Source organism: Streptomyces sp. NPDC033229, assembly GCF_055576875.1.
Genome location: NZ_JBVIQR010000007.1, coordinates 194,158 through 209,488, shown reverse-complemented (window position 1 = coordinate 209,488; position 15,331 = coordinate 194,158). Strand labels below are relative to the sequence as shown.

The following is a 15,331-nucleotide window of genomic DNA, read 5'->3' as shown; positions in this document are numbered from 1 at the left end:
TGTGCGGGCGGTGGGCGCGGTTCTCGACTCGGCGGAACGCGAAGGCCGCGTGACCCGTCCGAGGGACGGGTCACGCGGCCTTGGTACGCCGTTATGCGTACGCCGTTATGCGGGGCTCAGGCCCCCATCATGTGCACGCCACCGTCGACGTGGACGATCTCACCCGTGGTGCGCGGGAAGAAGTCGGACAGCATGCCGACGATGCTGCGGCCCGTGGGCTCCGGGTCGGACAGGTCCCAGCCGATCGGGGCACGGTGGTTCCAGACGTCCGCCAGCTCCTCGAAGCCCGGGATGGACTTGGCGGCCATCGACTTGATCGGACCGGCCGAGATCAGGTTGCACCGGATGCCCTTGGGACCCAGGTCGCGGGCGAGGTAACGGTTGGTGCTCTCCAGGGCCGCCTTGGCCACGCCCATCCAGTCGTACTTCGGCCAGGCGATCTGCGCGTCGAAGGTCATACCGACGACCGCGCCGCCCTCCTGCATCAGCGGCAGGCAGGCCATGGTCAGCGACTTGTAGGAGTACGCGGAGACCTGGACCGCCGTGGAGACGTCCTCCCAGCCCGCCTCCAGGAAGTTGAAGGCGCCCTGCGGGCCGAAGGCGATGGAGTGCACGATGCCGTCGAGACGGGCGTCGTCGCCCTGCAGCTCACGGACCTTGTCCGCCAGCCCGTCGAGCTGCTCCTGGTTGGTGACGTCCAGCTCGATGACCGGCGCGGGCTTCGGCAGCCGCTTGGCGATGCGCTCGACGAGCGAGAGCCGCCCGAAGCCGGTCAGGATGACCTCGGCGCCCTCGTTCTGGGCGACCTTGGCGGCCTGGAAGGCGATCGAGGACTCCGTGAGGACGCCCGTGATGAGGATGCGCTTGCCTGCGAGGATTCCACTCATGACGTTCAGTGACCCATGCCCAATCCGCCGTCGACAGGAATGACGGCTCCAGTGATGTATGCGGCCTCGTCGGAGGCGAGGAAGCGGACCGAGGCGGCGATCTCCTCGGGCTGCGCGTAGCGCGCGAGCGGAACCTGCTTCGTGATGCTCTCCCGCTGCTCGTCGCTGAGCACGCGGGTCATGTCGGTGTCGACGAAGCCGGGGGCGACGACGTTGACCGTGATGTTGCGGGAGCCCAGCTCGCGGGCGAGCGAGCGGGCGAAGCCGACCAGGCCGGCCTTGGAGGCGGCGTAGTTCGCCTGGCCCGCCGAGCCCAGCAGGCCCACGACGGACGAGATCAGTACGACACGGCCCTTGCGGGCGCGCAGCATGGCCTTCGAGGCGCGCTTGACGACGCGGAAGGTGCCGGTGAGGTTGGTGTCCACCACGGAGGTGAAGTCCTCCTCGGACATGCGCAGCAGCAGCTGGTCGCGGGTGACGCCGGCGTTGGCCACCAGCACCTCGACCGCGCCCTGCTTCTCCTCGATCTCCTTGTACGCCTGCTCGACCTGCTCCGGGTCCGTGATGTCGCACTTCACGGCGAGGCAGCCCAGGTCGGTGAGCTCGGCCGGCGGCTCACCCGACCGGTAGGTGAAGGCGACCTTGTCGCCGGCCTCCGCGAAGGCACGGGCGATGGCGAGGCCGATGCCCCGGTTTCCTCCGGTGACGAGAACCGAGCGGCTCAAAGGATCACCCTTCCGTTTCCATGTGCATAGGTCGTGCTCGACTACACCGAAACGTATCGGTAGAGGTCACCCAAGAGACACTCGACCTGCGACAGGGGGGACGGGCAGTCGCTGTTGGATCTCTACAGAACGGCTCGGGCGGGGCGGGAGATGAGCATCGGAAGGCAGCTCGGCCGGGGCGCCTCATGCGAGCGGGCAGGGTGGCGCCGCCCGGCGTCCCTACTGCCCTCGGGTGGCAGCCGACGGCCCACCCCCGAACCGCCCGGAGTACCGACGCCCGTCGGGGGCGACGTCCATATCGACCATCCGCTGCACGGTCTGCACCTCAAGAGCACGGACCACAAGGGCGCCGGTGACGCCGTTCTGCACCGCCCCTGGAGCAAAGAGGACCAGCCCAGCGGTCACTGGAAGTTCGGGACCGCCTCATGCGGCAGCCACTCATTACCAACACCGCCATGTGGCGGCGCCTCGCCTTCCAGAACACCCCACGCTCCGGCCGCTCGTGAAAAGCAAGGACGGGCCGACGTCGACATCCAGCGCTGGACCATCCGCTGGTCCGAAGCCCTCGACAGCTTCACCCTGCACCCGGCTGTACAGGGGCTTCGCCCACTTGGCCGGTCACGCCCAAGGACTCGGTCCACCCGCAGAAGGGCGACCCAACGCCCAGTTCCGGCCCGTCCGCACAACGGTCGGCGCCCCCGGGGGGAGGCGGGGGCGCCGACACTGGTTCCCTACGAACGGGCGGTCAGCAGGGCCGACCACAGGAAGGTCGACACTTTCACCGGAAACGCCGACTTCGCATCACAATCGAGAACTGACGAGATTCCCGACAGAGCCCTGCCCGCCCCTTTCAGGCGTCAAGAAGCCGCTTGAGCCTCTTCCCTCAACAAGATCTGCACCTTTGACGGATATTGCGGATCATCCACCATTACCGCACAGAGCACAGAGTCGCGCATCCCCGCGAATTGCATTCGGGCGTACTCGTTCGGGTCATGCACTACGAGCCAACCAGACGGACACGCGAGTGACACCTCGAAAAGGTTCACAGGCAGCAACGCGGAAGGAGCCGACTTCCACACCTCACATTCGACGGGGCCGTCAACACTGGCCTGGACACCGAAGATGAGTGAACTGCCATCTCGGTACCAGCTACTTGATGTCGGGTCCCAGCCACTGACGTCACCATCACTTCCCGAATCTCGCAAGATCAGGCACCCGTGCTCGATCCTTGCCAGGAATGCAACCACGGGACCATTAACTACCATTCCTTATAGCCCCTTTCTTGTGAAAGTTGCGAGACGACACCGCCTTGCCTCCTGGCGCAGGGAAGGCAATGAGGATACGCCGTCTGAGGGGATCCGGGGCGGACGAGAGCGGACGGCGGCTGGTGATCTGGGATCCAGTCCCCACCCTTGGTTCCGGGGATTTTGGCGGAACAGGTGTGACAGCCATCGTACCGCCGATGAATCCCTTTGTGCCGGGCCACATTTTCGGCTGTTCGCCGCGTGGAGCGCCGAACGGGATGGTGCGGCGACGGACGGCGGAGCCCGTTTTCGTGTCGATCGCTAGCTGGCCGGTGCCGAGGTGGTCGCCGATGACGAAGGACGCGCTGCCGTCGTCGTTCTGGATGGCCTGGACACCGCCCAGGTCGAAGTAGCGAGTGGCCTTCGGCTTGGTCGAGCCCTTGGTGAGGGTGATCTCGGTGGCACCGAGGTAGAGAGTGGTCTCCGTGGCAGTGCGGCCGATGAGGCGCTGCCCCTCGGCGTCGTACACGTACGACGTGGTCTCGGCGACCTTGTCGTCCTTGGAGTTCGTGACCTTGCTGAGGTGGCCCTCGGTGTCCCAGTCGAGCGCCTCCGTGTCACCGCCGAGCGTGCGGGCGGTGGTGTTGCCGGTCGGGTCGTAGGCGTAGGAGTCCTTGGCCGTGCCGATCGGGCCCGTCGTCTCCACCGTGGTCAGTGTGTGCGGCTGGGGCTTGCCGGCGGCCGGGTAGGTGTAGGTCCGCTTGGTGTCCTTGGCCGTGGTGCCGCCGGTGTCGTGCCGCGTTTCGGTGAGGCGGTTGCCGGTCTTGTCGTACGTGTAGGAGTTCCAGTACGGCGCCGGGCCACCGATGAGGTTGTCGACCGGGGTACCCGCGCAGGCCGGGGTGGACTGGGTCCACTCGTCGGTGACACGGCGCAGGTAGTCGTAGGTGAAGCACTGGGTGTCGGTGCCGTCGGGGGCCACGTCGGAGATGGCGCGGACGTTGCCGGTCTCGTCGTAGGTGTAGGTGGCTGCCTTGTCGGCGGCGCGGGCGTCCTGGCGGTCGACCCTGGTGTTGGCCAGGCCCTGGGTGCCCCACTCGTAGCCGTTGGTTATCTGGGTGATCTTGCCGCCGTTGCGGCTCATTTGCGACTGAAGCGGCTTACCGATGAGGCTGTAGCTGCTGACAGCCGCCTTCAGCCCGTCAAAGCTGCTCACTTCGACGGGACGAAGGATGTCGTCATAGCTGTAAGTGATGTTGTTGCCCGGCAGGGAACCTGCCGGGGGGAAGCTCAGGCCCTTGACGGCGCCGGAAGCTTCATAGCCGATACCGGAGGGGTAGGTACCCGCCAGCTTGCCCTCGTTGGCAGGAATGACGGTGCTCGTACGGGTCGCCCGGTACAAGGAGTCGTATTCGTCAACACGTGTGGTGTAAGCGTTGCCCGCCACGTATCGGATAGAGGAAGCGAGTTTCCCCTTTGCGCCGGCGATGGAGTCGTACGTCCATTCCGCCAGCTTGTTCCCGGTAGCAGAGCCTTCACGGAGTTCGGTCTTGCGGCCGAGATCGTCATAGGCGTAGAAGAGCGTGTTTTTGCTCTTGCGGGCATCGGTGGTCGAGGTCAGCTGACCACGGTCGTCGTAGGTGCTGGTAGTCGTGCCCTTGTCCGGGTCGGCGGCGGAGATCTGACGGCCGAGCTGGTCGTATCCGTACGACCATGCGTTGCCCGCTGCGTCGTGGACCTGAGACAGCTTGCCTGCGGGGGTGTAGGCGAAACGCGTGACATCTGCGTCCGAGTCCGCATTGCGGGAGTGCAGCTGGCGCAGTTCCGTCGTCTGACCGCGTGCGCCGACCAGTGTGGTGGTGGCTGTGGAACCGACAGGCGGAATGACGGTGGTGCGGTCCCCGCCGTAGAGGGTGCGGGTGGTCGCCAGGGGCTTTCCTGCGTCGCTGTTGCCGGCGATCTGCTTGGTCTCGGTGGCTCTGCCCAGGCCGTCGTAGGTGTTCCAGGTCTGGGACTCCACCTTGAGCGCGTTGTCCGGTGCGAACAGGGCGGTCACGGGGGCCCCTTCGGCGTAATAAGTGGCGAAGGACTTGGCAGCCAGACCACGCTCGTTGTAGATCGTGTCTGTGAGGAGCCGGCCATTGGTCCGCACCAGGGAACTTCCTCCGCGCCTCCGCCGCGCGGCGAGCAGTGAGGCAGAAGCACTGGCTCGGGTGGCCGGGTGGTGCGCGGTGGGCCCGTCGGCCGGTGACGGGCCTCGCTTCCGCGAGCCGCCTTCAGGAGGCGGTCCGACGTACGTACCAGCCGGACCGCGAGCGCCCCCAGGGCGGCGGCGGCCGCCGTGAGCAGCGGGCCTCTCGCCGCCCGCATCAGCCGCGATCGCATCGAGGCACCCGGCAGCAGATCATTTTGCCGATCGGCGACCAGAACACCCGCCACTCGGGAGCCAGCAGGTCGAGCAGGACCAGCCCGCGCCCGGACTCGGCGTCACGGTCGCTCAGGGCGATGTCCTTGCGGCTCGGCATGCGCAGCGGTTCGGGGTCGTGGACGTTCACCGCCACCCCGGGCGGCATGACATCCACCTCCACGACGACGGGGACGAAGTCCCCGCACACCCGGACCGCGTTGCCCACGAGTTCGGAGACGACGAGCCGGGCGGCTTCCACGGTCTCGTCACCGACCCCGAACCTGGTCAGGGTCCTGACCGTCAACTCGCGTACGCGGCGGAGGTGTTCTTCCGTGACGTTGAGATGGACGGCGAACCCTCGCGGCCGCGCCCGCCGGTAGTAGCCGGGAGTGGAGAGTGCGTTGACATCGACTGTGGCGCGCATAACGCCTCCTGCCTGCGGCTGGCCGCACGGGGTCTGATGCGGTGACGCCACGCGGTCACGTCCTGACGATGCGTGGCGGCAGACTGGATGCTGCACCTTTCCCGCCCGAGGTAGCAAGCTTCCGACCCGAACGAGTGAAAAGCATCCAACAGGCTTACTTCTGCATCGAGTTAGAGTGCAAAACTCGGCGTATGCCCAACTCTCCCGTGGTTCCCACCGTCCGTCGCCGACGTCTCGGCGCAACGCTCAAGCGGCTGCGCAAGTCAGCCGGGCTGACACTCGACGAGGCCGCAAGCGCTATGGGCTGGATCGGCCCGAAAATGTCGAAGATCGAGAATGCAGCCCAGTCCATCCGCCCCGCGGATGTCGTCACATTGCTCAAGCTGTACGGAGTCGACGACCCGGAAATGTCCACCGCGCTTGAGAACCTTGCCAGGGACGCCGGCAAGAAGGGCTGGTGGCAGACGTACAGCGGGATCGTCTCGGCCTCCTACGCCGATTACATCTCCCTGGAATCCGATGCCGAGCAGATCTGCGAGTGGTCACCCATGCTCATTCCCGGATTGCTCCAGACCTCGGCATACGCACGGGAGACCATGACCGGGGCGACTACGTCTCGCGCCCCGCACGAGGTTGCCGCCCTCGCCGAGCTCCGCCTGGCCCGGCAATCCGTACTCACCCGTCACAGCAAGCCGCTTGAGCTCTGCGCCATCGTTCACGAGGCCGCGCTCCACCAGCGCTTCGCCCTACGCCCTGCCACGATGCGCGAGCAACTTCGCAGGCTGCTCGACACCACAGACCTGCCCAACGTCACCTTCCAGCTGGTACCGCTGAAGTCGGACGCTCATCCCGGCATGTTGGGCGGGTTCACTCTCGCAGCCTTTCCGGCTCCGACTCCGGACGTTGTGCTACTGGAGAACCTCTATGGCGCGACGTACGTTGAAGGCGACGACGCGATTCCCTTCGCCGAGGCGTTCGAGCGCATCCGTGCTACGGCCCTGTCGGAGGAGGACTCGCTCGCGCGGATCGCCGAGATGGAAGAAGGTCACCGAAAGTGAACGACTCCAAGTTGGATCTCCATACCCGCGACCTCTCCCACGCCGTGTGGCGCAAGTCCTCTGCCAGCGGACCGGAGCACAACTGCGTCGAAGTCGCCGACCTGGCAGACGGTGCCGTCGCGATACGCGACTCCAAAGACCCTCACAGAGCCCCCCTCCGCTTCGACGCCGCCGAGTGGGCAGCGTTCCGCACCGGCCTCATATCCGGCGAAATCTGACACCCCCTTGAGAGAGGCCGCATGAGTGACCACCGGGCACCGGCATGGCGCAAGTCGTCCGCCAGCGGGGGAGAAGGCAACTGCGTCGAAGTCGCCGACCTGGCAGACGGTGCCGTCGCCATCCGCGACTCCAAGGACACCCAACGGGAACCCCTCCGCTTCAACGCCCCCGAGTGGGCGGCCTTCCGCCAAGGCCTCGTATCCGGCGCCATCTGACCCGGCCCCGCCACCCCGGAAACGGCCGTCGCGACCTCGCACACGCGGGCGCGGCGGCCGCTATCGCGTGTACGCCGACACCGGCAAGCGGCATGATTCTCGTCGACGACCATCGGGAGGACCCTGTGCCCCATTCCATCGACGAATCATTCCTTGCGCTGCCCCTGCGCCCACTGGCCGACGCGGCACTCGCGCGCGCCCGTGCGCTGGGCGCCGAGCACGCGGACTTCCGCTTCGAGCGGGTGCGCACCGCCTCGTGGCGGTTGCGCGACGCCCGGCCAGCCGGTACGTCCGACGACACCGACCTGGGTTACGCGGTACGGGTGGTGCACGGCGGGACCTGGGGGTTTGCCTCGGGCGTGGATCTGACGATGGACGCGGCGGCCCGGGTGGCGAGCCAGGCCGTCGCGATGGCAAAGCTGTCGGCGAAGGTGATCGCGGCGGCGGGCTCCGACGAGCGGGTGGAGCTGGCCCACGAGCCGGTGCACGAGGAGCGGACCTGGGTCTCCTCGTACGAGATCAACCCCTTTGACGTGCCCGACGCGGACAAGAGCGGGCTGCTCGCCGAGTGGAGTGCGCGGCTACTGGCGGCGGACGGTGTGGCTCACGCGGACGCGACGCTCATGACCGTGCAGGAGAACAAGTTCTACGCGGATTCGGCCGGGACGACGACCACCCAGCAGCGGGTACGGCTGCACCCGCAGCTGACGGCGGTGGCCGTGGACCCGACGACGGGCGAGTTCGACTCGATGCGCACCATCGCGCCGCCCGCGGGCCGGGGCTGGGAGTACCTGACCGGCACCGGCTGGAACTGGGACGCCGAGCTGGCCGAGATGCCGTCGCTGCTGGCGGAGAAGATGCGCGCGCCGAGCGTGCGGGCGGGCTCCTACGACCTGGTCGTGGACCCGTCCAATCTGTGGCTGACGATCCACGAGTCGATCGGTCACGCCACCGAGCTGGACCGGGCGCTGGGCTACGAGGCGGCGTACGCGGGCACCTCGTTCGCGACCTTCGACCAGTTGGGCAGCCTCAAGTACGGCTCGAAGATCATGAACGTGACCGGTGACCGGACCGTCGAGCACGGTCTCGCGACCATCGGGTACGACGACGAGGGCGTGGCCGCGCAGTCCTGGGACCTGGTCAAGGACGGCGTGCTCACGGGCTATCAGCTGGACCGGCGGATCGCGAAGCTCACGGGTTTCGAGCGCTCCAACGGGTGCGCGTTCGCCGATTCGCCCTCGCACGTGCCCGTGCAGCGCATGGCGAACGTGTCGTTGCAGCCCGCGCCGGACGGCCCGTCGACGCAGGAGCTGATCTCCGGCGTCGAGAACGGGATCTACGTCGTCGGCGACCGGTCGTGGTCCATCGACATGCAGCGCTACAACTTCCAGTTCACGCAGCAGAGGGCATACGCAATCCGGGACGGACGCCTTTGCGGGCAACTCCGGGACGTTGCCTACCAGGGAACCACCCCTGAGTTCTGGGGCTCCATGAAGGCGATCGGAGGACCTCAGACCTACGTCCTAGGAGGGGCTTTCAACTGCGGAAAGGCCCAACCCGGGCAGATCGCTGCCGTGTCTCACGGGTGCCCGTCCGCACTGTTCCAAAGTGTGAACATCTTGAACACCTCGAACGAGGCCGACCACTCCTGACGAAGCGCCCGCCCGGGAGCCGGCGTCTGCAGGGCGCGCTCGGCGCTGGACGCCGGGGCCCGCGCCATCGCCGGTAGTGGTTCCGGCCTCTTCCGGCCCGCGCCCGCGACAGGCGCGGGCCGGAAGGCCCGGTCTGTCAGGCGAGGGATCCTGTCGGCGACAGCAGACGGACCGAGGCCAGAGCTTGGCGGATGCCTGGGGCGAAACTCATCGGTTGGCCGTCCTCGATGTTCCACCAGCGGCGTGCTCCGATGTCGGGGCCGGCCTCGGTGAGCACATCCGGCAGACCACGGACGTTGAGGGCGAAGAGATACTGCTCGACCTCGGGTTCTTGGAGGGTGGTGACCCCGAGGAAGCTGGACGGACAGGCGGCGGGGTCGAGGTGCAGGTGCTGGCAGCACAGTCGTTCCAGCGCGTGGCAGATCAACTCGCCGGGCAGGACGAAGGTGTTCGGGAGCGTCCATTGCGGCGGAAACCCCCTGGACAGGGTGGGGGCGTGTTCGATCAGCAACACCTGACGCAGGTCGCTGAGCAGGACGAGGACCTGAAGGTCGACCACACCGAAACGGTGGGCTTCGGCGGCCAGCTCCCGCTGCGCGTCGACGGTGAGAATGTCGGTCATTGCGGCGGGCCGGCCCCCTGCTCGGCCTGCCATGGTTCGAGCGGGAACCACCTACGGGAGGACTGTTCACGCCGTGCCGTGGCCGCGAACTCTACGAACCGCCCACTGAGGGCGGGCAACGGCATCCGGGCCAGAACCTGTTCGGAGGTCGGCTTGACGGTGTCGACGGGTCTCATGCGCTGGTTCCGTTCTCTCTGTTCCTCGCAACGCGCCAGTCACCGGTGCCGGTAGGCGCTCGCGCACAGGGGGGATATCGACGACCGGCGCCGGGCATGCGGAGCGGTCACCTTCGCCCCCATCACCAGGTGCGCCCCGGACGAAGATCCGCTCACGCGGCCTGACAACCACAGGCTCCTGACACGACCGTGATCAACGCAGCCCAGCGTGGCCCGCCCAATCGACCCAGAGCTCCCATTACGCCGCCAGTGGCATGCCACACACCATCCGACAGGATGGCTCCTCATCTCATCGCCCAAGTAGTGGGCGGCGCAGCGCCCGCGAAGACCGCGACAGGCTCGGATCCCGAAGTCGGTGCGCCCGGAGCCCTGTGGGAGAGGCTCTCCGCACCTCGGATCACCGCAGCAGGTGCCTCAGTTGGTTCCTCGGCACGCAACGACACGGACGCCCCCAAACGCAACGTTGGCCTTCACGACCGCAAATGGGTCGTGAAGGCCAACGTCATACGCAACCGCGACGCAACCGGCCACGCGGCGGGTTCATGCCGCAGCCCGGTCCTTCGTGGTCACTACCTCCTCATCGTCGCGATGGTCGAGCGTTCAGAAGCTCGGGCACGTTCCCCAGGCCGAATACCCGTGGCCATGACCGTGACCGTGGCCGTAGTCGGGGCACTCCTTCCCGTGACCACCGTGGCCATGCCCGTGGTCCTTGCCGTGCCCGTGACCGTCGCCGTGACCATGCCCGTGGTCATGCCCGTGGCCATGCCCATGGTCGTGCCCGTGGTCGTGCCCATGGCCATGCCCGTGGTCATGCCCATGGTCATGCCCGTCACCGGGACCACCGGGACCACCGGGAGGCCCGGACGGTCCAGCAGGCCCTTGAGGTCCAGCGGGTCCGGCAGGTCCGGCGGGACCAGCAGGTCCGCCAGGTCCCTGAGGTCCGACGGGACCGGCAGGTCCGGCAGGTCCGGCAGGTCCACCAGGTCCGGCAGGCCCGGCGGGACCGGCAGGTCCACCAGGTCCGGCAGGCCCGGCGGGACCGGCAGGCCCACCAGGTCCGGCGGGACCGGCAGGTCCGGCAGGCCCACCAGGTCCGGCAGGACCGGCGGGACCGGCGGGACCGGCGGGACCGGCAGGTCCAGTGGCACCCGGGCTCCCGGAAGGTCCGGCAGGACCCGAAGGCCCGGCAGGACCGGAGGGTCCGGGAGGGCCGGAAGGCCCGGGAGATCCGGAAGGTCCGGGCGGGCCCGTGAGGCAGGTGGCCCGGATGATGGTGTTGTCGTCCAGCGTGACCTCACCGTTGCGCGCCAGCGTCCGGCCCTCGACCACCGTGCCGGTCTGGACCGCGATGGACGTCAGGGCGAGGATGGTGCCCTTGAAGAAGGAGTGGGTCCCCAGGGTGGCGGAGCTGCCCACCTGCCAGAACACGTTGCAGGCCTGCGCCCCGTTGATGAGGGCGACGTTGCTCGCCGACCCCGTGATCAGGGTCGAGGCGATCTGGAAGATGAAGACGGCGTTGGGGTCGCCCTGGGCATCGAGCGTGACGGTTCCGGTGAGGCCCAGTGACGACGTGGACTTGTACACACCGGTAGTCAGCGTCCGTCCGACCAGGTCGCCCGACACGGTGGCCGTGGGTGCCCGGCCGGCCGCGTCGTTGTAGGCGATGGTCAGATCCGACTGCGCTTGAACGGCAGCGGCGTCGGCCACATGCATGACGCCGTTGACCTGTCCGGGCGGAAACCCCGTCACCGAGGTGCCCGGGCTCAGGCCCAGGTCACCGTTGATGACCGTCGGGCCCGTGTTGGTGACCGTCGCACCGGCCAGGACCGCGTAACTGGCGTCCGTCCCCAGATTGACGGGAGCCTCCAGGGCGTGCGCGACGCTCGAGATCATCGTGACCGTCGCCAGCAGCAGCGTTCCGGGGACCAAGGTGAGGGCTGCTAGACGGGAGCGTCTCCACCTCCTACTGGGTGGTTTCGGCTGGATGGCATCCAGTGCCATAACAAGACCTTTCTTTCGCCGTTGAACTCTGCCGTCCCCGAAAGGGATGCACGGCCCTCGTGGGGAGCCTTGGCCGGACCACAAGCCGCCGTGCTCGCATCGAGATCTCACGAACTCCATCCCAGTCGGCGCAGAGCGATTGCCTACCGGGATGCCATGACACGCCATCGCATTTCTCCGATATGCCGATATGACAATTCCCTGGACGGCCGAGCATTAACGAGCCATCCGGGTGGTGGCGGATGTCAGGCTTGAGGTCGCTCAACTTTTGTGATCGACGTATGCCGCTCGACCGCGCGGGACTTCCTGGCGGCCCGCGACAGGGCCGGAGGCGTACGGGCGGACCCTGCACTGAATGGCCACGCCAAGTGAACCGGCGTCCGTGCGGCGAGCTATCGCAAGTCTCTGCCGGTCTCGGAACCGGCCGTTCATCACCTGGGCCCGCGAGGCGGGCGCCGGTGGCTCCCCAGCCCACGGGCGGGTGGCCCTCAGCCCACTCATCCGTTGCTCAGTAGGCTCTGCGCGAAGTCGACACGAAGTCATCACCAGACCCCGTACAGTCCGGTTTTAACCAGTATGAAGACGGAATGAGGGCAGCCCGTGAAATACCGCCTGACCTGCGCAGACGCCGATCCGAAAGGCATGTCCTCCGGAACCGGCCGGGGGTCCGGGGGCCGCCCCCGGGGTCAGCACAGTCTGAACACCACGCAGGAGGACGGTCGATGAGCCCTCGTCAGAACAAGCCGCACGAGATCGTCGAGCGTGCCCTGGAGCTGTCCCGCACCGACGGCTGCGTCGTGATCGCGTCCGAGCGGTCCACCGCCAATCTCCGCTGGGCGGCCAACGCGCTCACCACCAACGGCGTCACCCGGGGCCGCAGCGTCACTGTGATCGCGACCGTCGACGGCACCGAGGGCACGGCCTCGGGGGTCGTGTCCAGCTCGGCCGTCACGGCCGCCGAGCTGGAGCCGCTGGTACGGGCCGCCGAGGCCGCCGCCCGGGACGCGGGGCCGGCCGAGGACGCCCAGCCGCTGGTCACCGGCGTTCCGCACTCCCCCGCCTTCACCGAGGCGCCCGCCGAAACCTCCTCGGCGGTCTTCGACGACTTCGCCCCGGCGCTCGGCGAATCCTTCGCGCGGGCCCGCTCCCAGGCCCGCGAGCTCTACGGTTTCGCCCATCACGAGGTCGTCTCCAGCTACGTGGGGACGTCCGCCGGGCTGCGGCTCCGCCATGACCAGCCCACCGGCACCCTGGAGGTGAACGCCAAGTCCCCGGACCGGTCGCGCTCCGCGTGGGTCGGCCGCGCCACCCGGGACTTCCGTGACGTGGACCCGGCGGCGCTGGACGCCGAGCTGGCGCAGCGGCTCGCCTGGGCCGAGCGGCGGGTGGAACTGCCCGCCGGGCGGTACGAGACCCTGCTGCCGCCGACGGCCGTCGCCGATCTGCTGGTCTACCAGCAGTGGTCGGCGGCGGCGCGGGACGCGGCGGAGGGCCGTACCGTCTTCTCCCGGCCCGGCGGTGGCACCCGGGTCGGCGAGAAGCTGTCGGGGCTGCCCCTGACGCTGCGCAGTGATCCGCGGGAGCCGGGTCTGGAGTGCGCGCCGTTCGTGCTCGCGAGCAGCTCGGGCGACGACGCGTCGGTCTTCGACAACGGTCTGCCGCTGGAGGCCACGGACTGGATCCGGGACGGTGTGCTGGAGCACCTGCTCACCACCCGCCACAGCGCCGGGCTGACGGATCTGCCGGTCACGCCGTTCATCGACAACCTGGTCCTGGACGCGGGCGGCACCCGTTCGCTGGAGGAGATGGTCGCGGCGAGCGGCCACGACGGGCCGGCTCTGCTGCTGACCTGCCTGTGGTACATCCGCGAGGTCGACCCGGCGTCCCTGCTGCTGACCGGGCTGACCCGGGACGGGGTGTATCTGGTGGAGAAGGGCGAGGTCACCGCCGAGGTCAACAACTTCCGCTTCAACGAGTCCCCGGTGAGCCTGCTCGGGCGGGCCACCGAGGCGGGGCGCACCGAGCCGACGCTGCCGCGCGAGTGGGGCGACTACTTCACCCGGGCCGCGATGCCCGCGCTGCGGATCCCGGACTTCAACATGAGCTCCGTCAGCCAAGGGGTGTGACCGCGAGGGCGCGGGGCCGGTCCGGACAGACCCGAATAGACTGGCCCCCGTCCATTCAACGATTCCTTCCTTTGTCTCCTTATCCCTGTCAGTCCCCTCGATCCTCAGGAACGTCATGACACGCCTCGGCGAATCCGTCGCCCGCGCCAGCGAGATCCTCGCGCAGGATCTCTCCTCCGACCAGGCCGTCCAGCGGCTGCTCACGGAGACGGGCTCGCGGCGCTATCTCGACCTGACGGATCTGTCGGCACAGGAGCAGGCCGAGCTGATCGCCGCCCGTGCCGTCGAGGTGCTGCCGGGCGTGGAGAAGCTGGCCCAGCGCATCGAGGAGCGGCGGGCGGCGGGCAAGGGCCTGCACATCAAGCTGGGCATCGACCCGACGGCCGCCGACGTGCACCTCGGGCACACCGTGCCGATGATCGTCCTCAGCCGCTTCCAGCGCATGGGGCATGACGTCACGCTGCTCATCGGTGACTTCACGGCCAAGATCGGTGACCCGACGGGCCGTACGGCGGAGCGTCCGCCGCTGACCGACGACGACATCGCGGCGAACCTGGCTGGTTACCGCGAGCAGGTGCGGCCGTTCTTCGACTTCGAGAAGGTCCGCTTCCGGCAGAACAGCGAGTGGCTGGCGCCCTACACCTTCCCCGAGCTGCTCGGGCTGATGGCCCAGGTGCCGGTCTCGCAGCTGCTGCAGCGCGAGGACTTCCGTACCCGGCTGGCCGCCGGCTCCGGGCTGACCATGTCGGAGCTGCTCTACCCGATCGCACAGGGCCTCGACTCGGTCGCGCTGGACTGCGACGTCGAGCTGGGCGGCGCCGACCAGCTGCTCAATCTGCAGATGGGCCGCAAGCTCATGGAGCTGCGCGGTCAGAAGCCGCAGCTCGTCGTCACGATGCCGCTGATCGAGGGCACGGACGGCACAGGCGCGAAGATGTCCAAGTCCAAGGGCAACTACGTCGGGCTGAGCGCGCCCGCCGACGATGTCTTCGGCAAGATCATGTCGGTGCCGGACCGGCTGATGGAGCCGTACCTGCGGGCCTGGACGGAGTGGACGGACGCCGAGATCGCGGCGGTCACCCGCCGGATCGAGGAGAAGTCGCTGCACCCGATGGACCTCAAGAAGGTCCTCGCGGGCGAGGTCGTGGCGGCGCTGTACGGCGTCGAGGCGGCGATGGCGGCGCGCGCCGGGTTCGTCGCGCAGTTCTCGAAGAAGAGCTTCACCGACGTCGAGACGCTGCCGGTGGTGGAGCTGGCTGAGTACGGCGCGGAGGCCGCGACGACCGTGCTCAGCAAGGTGCTGGAGTTCCAGCCCAGCGCCTCGGCGGCCCGTCGGGTCGCCAAGCAGAACGGGCTGCGGCTCATCGTGGAGTCCGCCGCCGGCCAGGAGGCTGTCGTGCTCGCCGAGGCCGAGGCCATTCGCCCGCTGGGTGAGGTGGTCGCGGAGACGCTGGCGAAGCAGGGCGCCTCGGGCGCCGAGGTGACGGTGTACCTCAAGGCGGGGCGGAAGATCGCCGAGCTGCGGTAGCCCTTCCGGCGGATTGTTGGGGGTGCACCTCCGCTGCGCGGCGGTGT

The 15,331-nt window shown here is 68.2% G+C and carries 12 protein-coding genes and 1 pseudogene; 6 read left to right on the top strand and 7 right to left on the bottom strand.

Going from position 1 to position 15,331, the window contains the following annotated elements; translation table 11 throughout:
- Positions 1-116 precede the first annotated feature (116 nt).
- From fabI to ACZ53N_RS09430, 4 genes are all read right to left on the bottom strand, one after another.
- Positions 117-887: an enoyl-ACP reductase FabI gene (gene fabI, locus ACZ53N_RS09445; RefSeq protein WP_469140326.1), complete on the bottom strand. Its 771-nt coding sequence runs from the start codon at positions 885-887 to the stop codon at positions 117-119.
- Positions 888-892: 5 nt separating this feature from the next.
- Complete coding sequence (fabG, locus tag ACZ53N_RS09440) at positions 893-1,612, bottom strand: 3-oxoacyl-[acyl-carrier-protein] reductase (protein WP_362214729.1); 720 nt, start codon at positions 1,610-1,612, stop codon at positions 893-895.
- A gap of 1,254 nt (positions 1,613-2,866) precedes the next feature.
- Positions 2,867-5,008, bottom strand: a complete 2,142-nt coding sequence (locus ACZ53N_RS09435) for a hypothetical protein (protein ID WP_469140325.1) — start codon at positions 5,006-5,008, stop codon at positions 2,867-2,869.
- Between the two features lie 217 nt (positions 5,009-5,225).
- Positions 5,226-5,687: an ATP-binding protein gene (locus tag ACZ53N_RS09430; protein WP_469140324.1), complete on the bottom strand. Its 462-nt coding sequence runs from the start codon at positions 5,685-5,687 to the stop codon at positions 5,226-5,228.
- Between the two features lie 191 nt (positions 5,688-5,878).
- Between ACZ53N_RS09430 and ACZ53N_RS09425 the strand changes: the two genes are divergently transcribed.
- The 4 genes from ACZ53N_RS09425 to ACZ53N_RS09410 all read left to right on the top strand — a co-directional run bounded on the left by ACZ53N_RS09425 (position 5,879) and on the right by ACZ53N_RS09410 (position 8,831).
- The gene (locus tag ACZ53N_RS09425) at positions 5,879-6,745 is read left to right on the top strand and encodes a helix-turn-helix domain-containing protein (RefSeq protein WP_469140323.1); all 867 of its coding nucleotides are present in this window, start codon (positions 5,879-5,881) and stop codon (positions 6,743-6,745) included.
- Positions 6,742-6,963 carry a DUF397 domain-containing protein gene (locus tag ACZ53N_RS09420; protein WP_469140322.1) on the top strand — a complete coding sequence of 74 codons (222 nt, stop codon included), beginning with the start codon at positions 6,742-6,744 and terminating at the stop codon, positions 6,961-6,963. Before ACZ53N_RS09425 ends, ACZ53N_RS09420 begins: the two co-directional genes overlap by 4 nt.
- A gap of 21 nt (positions 6,964-6,984) precedes the next feature.
- The gene (locus tag ACZ53N_RS09415) at positions 6,985-7,179 is read left to right on the top strand and encodes a DUF397 domain-containing protein (protein ID WP_469140321.1); all 195 of its coding nucleotides are present in this window, start codon (positions 6,985-6,987) and stop codon (positions 7,177-7,179) included.
- A 125-nt stretch (positions 7,180-7,304) separates the two neighbouring features.
- Complete coding sequence (locus tag ACZ53N_RS09410; protein ID WP_469140320.1) at positions 7,305-8,831, top strand: TldD/PmbA family protein; 1,527 nt, start codon at positions 7,305-7,307, stop codon at positions 8,829-8,831.
- A 136-nt stretch (positions 8,832-8,967) separates the two neighbouring features.
- Here ACZ53N_RS09410 and ACZ53N_RS09405 read toward each other — a convergent pair whose 3' ends face one another.
- The 3 genes and pseudogenes from ACZ53N_RS09405 to ACZ53N_RS09395 all read right to left on the bottom strand — a co-directional run.
- Positions 8,968-9,453 (bottom strand): hypothetical protein, encoded by a 486-nt coding sequence (locus ACZ53N_RS09405; protein WP_469140319.1) that lies wholly within the window; start codon positions 9,451-9,453, stop codon positions 8,968-8,970.
- Positions 9,454-10,198: 745 nt separating this feature from the next.
- Positions 10,199-10,777, bottom strand: a complete 579-nt coding sequence (locus ACZ53N_RS09400) for a hypothetical protein (RefSeq protein ID WP_469140363.1) — start codon at positions 10,775-10,777, stop codon at positions 10,199-10,201.
- 181 nt (positions 10,778-10,958) lie between these two features.
- Positions 10,959-11,522: pseudogene (locus tag ACZ53N_RS09395) on the bottom strand (ice-binding family protein); the annotation flags it as partial.
- An 830-nt stretch (positions 11,523-12,352) separates the two neighbouring features.
- Between ACZ53N_RS09395 and ACZ53N_RS09390 the strand changes: the two are divergent.
- Positions 12,353-13,756: a metallopeptidase TldD-related protein gene (locus ACZ53N_RS09390; protein ID WP_469140318.1), complete on the top strand. Its 1,404-nt coding sequence runs from the start codon at positions 12,353-12,355 to the stop codon at positions 13,754-13,756.
- A gap of 115 nt (positions 13,757-13,871) precedes the next feature.
- The gene (gene tyrS, locus ACZ53N_RS09385) at positions 13,872-15,284 is read left to right on the top strand and encodes a tyrosine--tRNA ligase (protein ID WP_469140317.1); all 1,413 of its coding nucleotides are present in this window, start codon (positions 13,872-13,874) and stop codon (positions 15,282-15,284) included.
- The last annotated feature ends 47 nt before the right edge of the window (positions 15,285-15,331 follow it).

What these genes read in the sequence shown, in the direction of transcription:
- fabI (WP_469140326.1), bottom strand. Translation starts at nt 887, where the DNA reads ATGAGTGGAATCCTCGCAGGCAAGCGCATCCTCATCACGGGCGTCCTC.
- ACZ53N_RS09430 (WP_469140324.1), bottom strand. Translation starts at nt 5,687, where the DNA reads ATGCGCGCCACAGTCGATGTCAACGCACTCTCCACTCCCGGCTACTAC.
- ACZ53N_RS09425 (WP_469140323.1), top strand. Translation starts at nt 5,879, where the DNA reads ATGCCCAACTCTCCCGTGGTTCCCACCGTCCGTCGCCGACGTCTCGGC.
- ACZ53N_RS09415 (WP_469140321.1), top strand. Translation starts at nt 6,985, where the DNA reads ATGAGTGACCACCGGGCACCGGCATGGCGCAAGTCGTCCGCCAGCGGG.
- ACZ53N_RS09405 (WP_469140319.1), bottom strand. Translation starts at nt 9,453, where the DNA reads ATGACCGACATTCTCACCGTCGACGCGCAGCGGGAGCTGGCCGCCGAA.
- ACZ53N_RS09390 (WP_469140318.1), top strand. Translation starts at nt 12,353, where the DNA reads ATGAGCCCTCGTCAGAACAAGCCGCACGAGATCGTCGAGCGTGCCCTG.
- tyrS (WP_469140317.1), top strand. Translation starts at nt 13,872, where the DNA reads ATGACACGCCTCGGCGAATCCGTCGCCCGCGCCAGCGAGATCCTCGCG.